Raw genomic sequence first — 3,673 nt, 5'->3', positions numbered from 1 at the left:
GAGTACGAGACTGCTGCACGTCACTACGCCCACGTTGACTGCACGGGCCACGACGACTATATCAAGAACATGATTACAGGCGCTCCTCAGATGGACGGCGCCATCCTGGTCATCGCCTCCACCGACGGCCCCATGGCTCAGACCAAGGAGCACATCCTGCTGGCCCGTCAGGTGGGCGTGCCCGCCATGGTCGTGTTCATGAACAAGGCTGACCTGGTTGACGACGAGGAGCTGCTGGAGCTGGTCGAGATGGAGATCCGCGAGACTCTGTCCTTCTACGAGTTCCCCGGCGACGACATCCCCGTCATCAAGGGCTCCGCTCTGAACGCTCTGACCTGCGAGAGCAACGATCCCAACGCTCCCGAGTATGCCTGCATCAAGGAGCTGATGGACGCCGTTGACTCCTATATCCCCACTCCCGCCCGTAACGACGACCTGCCCTTCCTGATGCCCGTCGAGGACGTGTTCACCATCTCCGGCCGTGGCACCGTGGCCACCGGCCGTGTGGAGCGTGGCGTGCTGAAGGCCGGCGAGACCGTCGACATCGTGGGTCTGACCGACGAGAAGAAGTCCACCGTCGTCACCTCCATGGAGATGTTCCGCAAGACCCTCGACTTCATCGAGGCCGGCGATAACGCTGGCTGCCTGCTGCGCGGCGTGGCCAAGACCGACATCGAGCGTGGCCAGGTGCTGTGCAAGCCCGGCTCCATTCACCCCCACACCAAGTTCACCGGTCAGGTCTACGTCCTGAGCAAGGACGAGGGCGGCCGTCACACCCCCTTCTTCAACAACTATCGTCCTCAGTTCTACTTCCGTACCACCGACGTTACCGGCGTCATCACCCTGCCCGAGGGCACCGAGATGTGCATGCCTGGCGATAACGTGGACATGAAGGTCGAGCTGATCACCCCCATCGCCATCGAGAAGGGCCTCCGCTTCGCTATCCGCGAGGGCGGCCGTACCGTTGGTTCCGGCGTGGTCATCGAGATCGAGGAGTAATCAACGCCCAATTGCGCCCCACCGCTGATGCGGTGGGGCGTTTTTTTCATTTTCAACGGGTCTGCCGGTCTCCCCCACCTTGTTTTTTTGACGCTGTATCAAGGTAAAGTCTTGTCCCCATTTTCCTAATATGCTATAATTTCAGAGGTATCCACGGCTTTTGCCGCATTTCCTGCCGATGGAGGTATTTGAAATATGATTAAGATCACCCAAGCTCCCGTCCTTTACCAGGGGGGGACCTTTGTACCCACCGAGCCCCGGCCAGCCGAGGCCCGGACCGGCACCATGGCCTATGACATCCTGAGGGCCCACAACACCCTGGAGGGCATGGACCGTCTGGCCATCCGGTTTGACGCGATGGCCTCCCATGACATCACCTATGTGGGTATCATCCAAACCGCCCGGGCCTCCGGCCTCAAGGAGTTCCCCCTGCCCTATGTCCTCACCAACTGCCACAACTCCCTGTGCGCCGTGGGCGGGACCATCAATGAGGACGACCATGTCTTCGGCCTCTCCGCCGCCAAAAAGTATGGCGGCGAGTTCGTCCCCGCCCATCAGGCCGTCATCCACTCCTATATGCGGGAGCGGTACGCCGCTCCCGGCCGGATGATCCTAGGCTCCGACTCCCATACCCGCTACGGCGCCTACGGAACCATGGCCATCGGCGAGGGCGGGCCCGAGCTGGCCCGGCAGCTGCTGTGCAAGACTTACGATATCGCCTACCCCAAGGTCATGGCCATCTACCTCACCGGCGCGCCCCGCCCCGGCGTGGGTCCCCAGGACGTGGCCCTGGCCCTCATCGGGGCCACCTTCAAAGAGGGGGTTGTAAAGAACGCCGTCATGGAGTTCTTCGGCCCCGGCGTGGCCAGCATTTCCATGGACTACCGCTCCGGCATCGACGTGATGACCACCGAGACGGCCTGTCTCTCCTCCGTCTGGTCCACCGACCTCTACACCAGGGCCCATCTGACTGCCCTGGGCAGGGGAGAAGAGTACAAGGCCCAGGCCCCCGCTGAGGGGGCGTACTATGACGGGGTCATCGAGGTGGACCTGTCCGCCGTGGAGCCCATGATCGCCCTGCCCTTCCATCCATCCAACGCCTACACCATCCGGGACTTCAAGGCCAACATGACCGACCTCCTCCACCAGGTGGACGTGGACGCCGCCGAGCAGCTGGGCGTCAAGAACGCCGCCCCCCTCAGCAACAAGATCGCGGACGGTCAATTCCATGTGGACCAGGGGGTCATCGCCGGCTGCTCCGGCGGCATCTATCAGAACCTGGTTCGGGCGGCGGAGATCCTGAAGGGCCGGCCCATTGGCTCCGACGCCTTCTGGCTCTCCTGCTACCCCGGCTCTATGCCCATCAACCTGGAGCTGACCAAGAAGGGCTATATCGCCTCCCTGATGACGGCGGGGGCCTCCATCCGATCCTGCTTCTGCGGCCCCTGCTTCGGCGCGGGGGACGTGCCCGCCAACGGGGCCTTCTCCATCCGCCACTCCACCCGAAACTTCCCCAACCGGGAGGGCTCCAAGCCCGGCGACGGCCAGATCTCCTATGTGGCCCTCATGGACGCCCGCTCCATCGCCGCCACTGCCCGGATGGGGGGCGTCCTCACCGCCGCCGACGAGCTGCCCGACGTCCCCGCCGACTCCCCCGATGAGAGCTGGACCTACGACGACTCGGCCTACAAGGCCCGGGTCTACTTTGGCGTGGGCAAGGCCCAGCCGGACACCGAGCTGGTCTACGGCCCCAACATCGCCGACTGGCCGAAGCAGATCCCCCTGCCCGAGGACCTGCTTCTTACCGCCGCCGCCGCCATTTACGACCCCGTCACCACCACCGACGAGCTCATTCCCTCCGGCGAGACCTCCTCCTATCGGTCCAACCCCCTGCGCCTTTCTGAGTTCGCCCTCTCCCGGAAGGACCCCCAGTACGTCCCCCGGGCCAAGGCCATCCAGGCCGAGGAACAAAAGCGCCGCTCCGGCCAGCCTACCGACGCCCTTCTGGGCTACGACCCCAAAACCACCGGCCTGGGTTCCTTCGTCATGGCCCTCAAGCCCGGCGACGGCTCCGCCCGGGAGCAGGCGGCCTCCTGTCAGCGGGTGTTGGGGGGCTGCGCCAACCTGTGCGCCGAGTTCGCCACCAAGCGTTACCGCTCCAATGTGGTCAACTGGGGCATGCTGCCCTTCCAGGCCGCCGATGTGAAGGACTGGAACATCCAGCCCGGCGACCGACTCTATATCCCCGGCATCCGCACGCTGCTGGAAGGGGAGGGGGAGACCATCTCCGCCGTCCTCATCCAGAACGGCCAGGAGAAGAAGGTCGCCCTTACCCTTCCCGGCCTGACCCGAGAGGAGCGGGATATCATTCTGGCCGGCTGCCTTATCAACTATTACGCAGGATAAGATGTCCCGCTCCTGCCCGCCGCCTGCGGCGTACAAGCGTTTTGCCGCAGGCAAAACCTTGATGCCGGCTGAATTCACTTCAGCCGAGCAGATGAAATCGCCCCAGGGGGTCCCCACGGAGCCCTGCTCCGTGGGGCGCGCGGGATATCATTCTGGCCGGCTGCCTCATCAACTACTACGCAGGATAATTTTCCCACACCCAACGCGGGTCGGAGCACATCCGGCCCGCGTTTTTGTTTTACAAATGCCCACCGATGAGGTATAATAT

The 3,673-nt window shown here is 63.6% G+C and carries 2 protein-coding genes; both read left to right on the top strand.

Annotation, left to right across the window (positions count from 1 at the left end; genetic code table 11):
* On the top strand, positions 1–999 hold a 999-nt coding region (tuf, locus tag Q0Y09_RS11115), incomplete at its 5' end, for an elongation factor Tu (RefSeq protein WP_297721515.1).
* A gap of 195 nt (positions 1,000–1,194) precedes the next feature.
* Positions 1,195–3,405 (top strand): hydratase, encoded by a 2,211-nt coding sequence (locus tag Q0Y09_RS11110; protein ID WP_297721512.1) that lies wholly within the window; start codon positions 1,195–1,197, stop codon positions 3,403–3,405.
* The last annotated feature ends 268 nt before the right edge of the window (positions 3,406–3,673 follow it).

It is taken from the genome of Intestinimonas sp., assembly GCF_026169115.1.
Lineage (GTDB): Bacteria > Bacillota > Clostridia > Oscillospirales > Oscillospiraceae > Intestinimonas.
Note: the sequence above shows the minus strand (reverse complement) of the source record. Positions and strands in the feature narration are given on the sequence as shown.